The organism is Zoogloea sp., assembly GCF_030157465.1.
Classification (GTDB): Bacteria; Pseudomonadota; Gammaproteobacteria; order Burkholderiales; family Rhodocyclaceae; genus Zoogloea.
Window position 1 is genome coordinate 1 of record NZ_JAOAUU010000066.1, and the last position, 4,257, is coordinate 4,257.

Annotated in this window: 4 protein-coding genes and 1 pseudogene; 4 read left to right on the top strand and 1 reads right to left on the bottom strand. The window is 58.6% G+C overall.

Going from position 1 to position 4,257, the window contains the following annotated elements; all coding sequences use genetic code 11:
* Nucleotides 1-253 precede the first annotated feature (253 nt).
* Nucleotides 254-523, bottom strand: coding sequence for a DUF2164 domain-containing protein (locus tag Q1W26_RS09045; protein WP_300438749.1), 270 nt, complete (start codon nucleotides 521-523; stop codon nucleotides 254-256).
* 206 nt (nucleotides 524-729) lie between these two features.
* Between Q1W26_RS09045 and Q1W26_RS09050 the strand changes: the two are divergent.
* From Q1W26_RS09050 to Q1W26_RS09065, 4 genes and pseudogenes are all read left to right on the top strand, one after another.
* A pseudogene (locus Q1W26_RS09050) lies at nucleotides 730-1,261 on the top strand (tyrosine-type recombinase/integrase).
* A 389-nt stretch (nucleotides 1,262-1,650) separates the two neighbouring features.
* Nucleotides 1,651-2,727, top strand: coding sequence for an ABC-three component system protein (locus Q1W26_RS09055; RefSeq protein WP_300438755.1), 1,077 nt, complete (start codon nucleotides 1,651-1,653; stop codon nucleotides 2,725-2,727).
* Nucleotides 2,724-3,218 (top strand): ABC-three component system middle component 2, encoded by a 495-nt coding sequence (locus Q1W26_RS09060; protein WP_300438758.1) that lies wholly within the window; start codon nucleotides 2,724-2,726, stop codon nucleotides 3,216-3,218. The genes Q1W26_RS09055 and Q1W26_RS09060 overlap by 4 nt, the downstream gene beginning before the upstream one ends.
* The coding region (locus tag Q1W26_RS09065; RefSeq protein WP_300438761.1) for a hypothetical protein at nucleotides 3,209-4,257 on the top strand (1,049 nt) is incomplete at its 3' end. The genes Q1W26_RS09060 and Q1W26_RS09065, both read left to right, overlap by 10 nt.

The window sequence follows — 4,257 nt, forward strand, 5'->3', positions numbered from 1 at the left end:
AGGCAGGGCTTTAACCCGTTGCACGTGGGGGCAGGCATCGGACAACCCTTAACCTTTCCTGCCGTTGGCCTGATGATCAGAGTCAGTCAGAAATACGCCGGTTACCTGCCGTTCAGCCAAAAATCACGTTGAAGGGCAGCTCGTCGATCCGGTGAACTCACACTGCCGACCCAAACCGGACGTTGGATGAATGTCTAATTGTTCTGCTTACGGTGCCACCAAACGGTCGCTATGCGTTTTTACACATCCGGCCCTAGCGGCGACGCAGCTGGTCGTGCTTCTTCCAATATTGGAGTTCTTCTTCGTGCACTTCGAATTCGAGGTCAGCAATTCTAATTTGCAAGCGCTCTTGAACGTCAGACACAGCCTTGTTGTAGATAACTGGGCCAATTTCCTCCAACACAAATCCCAGCAAGCCACCAGCGGCAATGTTGCCAATCTTTTCATCCAGCTCCTCTTCAAAGTACCGTTGGATAGATTGAATTAACTGGTCGCGAATTTCTTTCTTTAAAGCTATGGCCACTTAATTTCCCTTTCAATGAATGGCTGCTTCTGGCCGATAGTACCCTCTCAGCATCATTGCCGGTAGCGGCCCGTCGCTATGAGTTCAAGAATCTGACTCCGATCAACAGCAAGGAGCCAATCATGGAAACGCGAGAACATCCGCATCGGGAAGCCTGGAACAAGGAGAAGTAGGTTGGGCAGAAGGCACCGCTCAAACCCAAAGACATCTGGGCAATCCGCATTCATCTACAAAATGCGCACGCGGTGCGCGACCTCGCCATGTTCAACCTGGCGATCGACAGCAAGCTTCGGGGCTGCGACCTTGTCGCCCTGCGGGTGCGCGACGTGACGCACGGAAGCCAGTTGCTCTCCCGCGCTATGGTCGTACAGAGGAAAACGCAGAGGCCAGTGCAGTTCGAACTGACTGAGCCTACACGCTCGGCCGTGGCGGCATGGATCGCGAAAGAGGGATTGAAGTCGGAAGACTTCCTCTTTCCGAGCCGGCTAGGCAATTCCCCGCACGTCTCAACGAGGCAGTACGCGAGAATCGTCGAGCATTGGGTCGTGTCGGCCGGTCTTGATCCAACCGCCTACGGTACGCACTCCATGCGGCGAACGAAAGCGACCTTGATCTACAAGCGCACAAAGAATCTGCGAGCCGTTCAGGCTGGGACACTCGAAGCTTGAAAGTACTGTCCGATACCTCGGCATCGAGGTGGATGACGCGCTTGAGATCTCAGAGCAGACGGAGATCTAGACCGTCATCTGTGGCCACATGGACGAAGCCCCGTGTGGCCGCTTTCTGGCATCATGTCGAATGCGTACTGCCGGCCAGAAACAGACAGCCGCAGTGAACCTCCGATCGACAGCTTCAGGCTGGTTACAGACGTTCACCAGCGACTGCTTGCAGCACATAAGTGCTGGACATCTAGTTGTGCAGTCTCAGTAGGTTATTCACACCGCTGCCCATCCGCAACAACTGAGGGCTGTTGCGACATTGGCATGACCCAGTAGTCCCTTCGCGGGGCGACTGTCGCTGCCCGCCTAAGGAAAACGCCGGCGGACGGTGTTGAAATATTTGTCATATATAAAAATATTTTTCTGTGCGATGACTCGGAATCTTGCAGCAGAGACAAGTCCACATCCATGCCACCAAAACCAGGCACGACCCGCAAGCCGAGGAAGACCCAGCACGTCACCGCGGGCGGCGTCATCCAGCCATCGTCGCAAGTTCTCCTGCTGAACCCTGATCAGTGGGAAGAGTTCATTCTGGACGCCGCGCGCCAGCGAGTTCTTTTCGGCGGCGCCCGCTACGCGGCTATCAAGCGGCTGGGCGGGGCGGGCGACGGTGGCCGCGACATCGAGGCGCGATATGGCCCGCCGTTGGTGCGGGACGGCTGGGACCTGTACCAAGCCAAACATTACAGGCAAGGGTTGACACAGAGCGACGCATTCCCGGAGATGGCGAAGTTCTTCAAGCAATTGGCTATGAAGACCTACCCGCGTCCGAGTTGCTACTACTTCTGCTGCCCGCATGCGGTCGGCAACGAGCTTCACAACACGATGGCTGCTGGGGCTGCCTCCTTCAAGGCGAAGTTCGTCGATGCATGGAAGAACGGAAAAAACGGCATGAAAGGCAGAGCCGCCGAGCTGACCGCTGAGGTCCAGGCTGCCATCGACGATTTCGACTTCGATCGCTTCATCGAGTGCCCGGTACATGAACTGCTGGCTTGGCACGCGCTCGACAAGGCCGCCCACTATCACCTGTTCGGCATCGTGCCTGAACGCGGAGACGATGATCCGATGCCCGCCCAGCCCACGTTGCACGAGGGACTGTATGTCGACGAGCTCTTGCGCGTCTACACCGAGCACAAGGCGTCGCCAGTCACCCTGGCCGACCTGCCGGGCAGCGAGTACGAAGACCACTTCGATTCGCATCGACAGATCTTCTACTGCGCGGAAGGCCTGCAACGGTTCAGCCGAGACATCTACCCCAACGAACCGGAGTTCGATCGGCTGCTGGACATGGTCCATGCGGGCATCCGCCCCACGGTCGTGCAACTTCGCCTTAAGACGGGCATGGAACGGGTCGACGCGGCCGTAGAACGAGCGTCGTCGCTGCAGGTCCAGGAGAGCCGTCTGTCGCCCCAGCTTCGCGGAGGTGACCTGCCCGGCACCTGCCATCACCTGGTCATTAGAGATGGTCTGAAGTGGGTCAAATGAAAAAGTCCAAGCCCCTCACCGCTTTCAACTCGCCGTTCGAATTGGGCATTCGGATGGTGTACCTGCTCAATTCCTTGCAGCCGGCTGGCGCCGACCTCCAAAAGCTGGTTCTGCTCGACTATGCCATCGTGTACTCCGACGATCTTGATGGGCCACCCAGCCTTCACACGCCGGTCCCCTATCGCGGTAGCGAATACATGAGTCGTCGCGACCTCATCGCCCAAAGCCTGCATTTGATGAGCACCCGTGGCCTCGTCGCCGTGTCCATGGATGAGACCGGCATCACCTACTTCGCCGGCAACACCGCCAGAAGCATGGTCGGCGCGCTGACGTCACCTTACCTGCGTGAACTGGAGGGCCGGTGCCGCTGGGCGGCCGTCACCTTCGCCACCCTCAGCTCAAGAGACATGACCAAGAGATTCGCTCAGCAAGGCCACCTGTGGGGTGCTGAATTTGAAGGCGCCACCGCGAGGGGGCACCAATGGCAATAACGCTGAAGCACTTGTCCGTGCACGGTCCCGGCCTATTGCCAGCGAAGATCGTGTTCGACGGTCGTCGCACCCTCATCCGCGGTCCCAGTGACACTGGCAAGTCGCACATCTGGAAGTGCATTTGGTTCTTGCTAGGCGGTACTGGGACACTCGAAGCGTTCCCGGAGTCGCAGGGATACGACTCGCTGGAGCTCGCCTTCTCGCATGGTGAGCATGAATACCTTGTTCGCAAGGCGATGTCTGGCGGCGCCGCGCGCGTTCTGGTGCGGGTGGACGATCTTTGGGTCTCGGACGGTACGCCGAACCCGCTCGAAGACGTCGATCAGGATCTTGGCGAGCTCCTCGTCAGGCTGTCTGGAGCCGCAGGCAAACTAGTGCTTCGCAAGCGAAGTGAGAAAGGCCCCCTCACTGGTGACGACCTGCGGCATTGGGCGCTGCTCTCCCAGCCCGGCATGATTTCCGAGGACGCGACGAAGGGCAAGGGTCATGGCTCGGACAAGCATGTCTCTTCATACTCGCTGTTCCTGAGTGGCCTCGATGACTCTGCGGTCGAGCTTTACAAGACCGCTTCCCAGAAAGACCAGGCCAAGGGAAGATTGGCGGCTGCCGAGGCAGAACTGGCGCGCCTGCAGGGCGTGATTCCAGCGGAAACAGATCGAGCATCCGCAGTTGCAGCCCTAGCACAAGTCGATGAGCGACTGGATATGTTCGCCACGCAGCTCCAGGCGCGCTCTTCGGTCTTAAAGGAACTGCGGCAGCAGATCTTCGTGGAGGGGGACGCTCTCACGACCGCAATGACACAACTTGCCAGCGCCACATCGATGCGGGAGCGTTTCGCGCTACTGGACCTGAAGTATGCGAGCGACCTTGCCCGCCTCGGAGCCACGGACGAAGGCATCGCGTTCTTCCAGGCTTTGGCCGAGACGCCGTGCCCGCTCTGCGGCACGCCGGTTGAGCAGCACGTCGATCCCGGCAACCTGAAGCCTAGGGCCTGTTCTCAATTATCGAACCAGCAGTATGCCGAATGGAAGTCTCGTTA

What these genes read in the sequence shown, in the direction of transcription:
- Q1W26_RS09055 (WP_300438755.1), top strand. Translation starts at nt 1,651, where the DNA reads ATGCCACCAAAACCAGGCACGACCCGCAAGCCGAGGAAGACCCAGCAC.
- Q1W26_RS09060 (WP_300438758.1), top strand. Translation starts at nt 2,724, where the DNA reads ATGAAAAAGTCCAAGCCCCTCACCGCTTTCAACTCGCCGTTCGAATTG.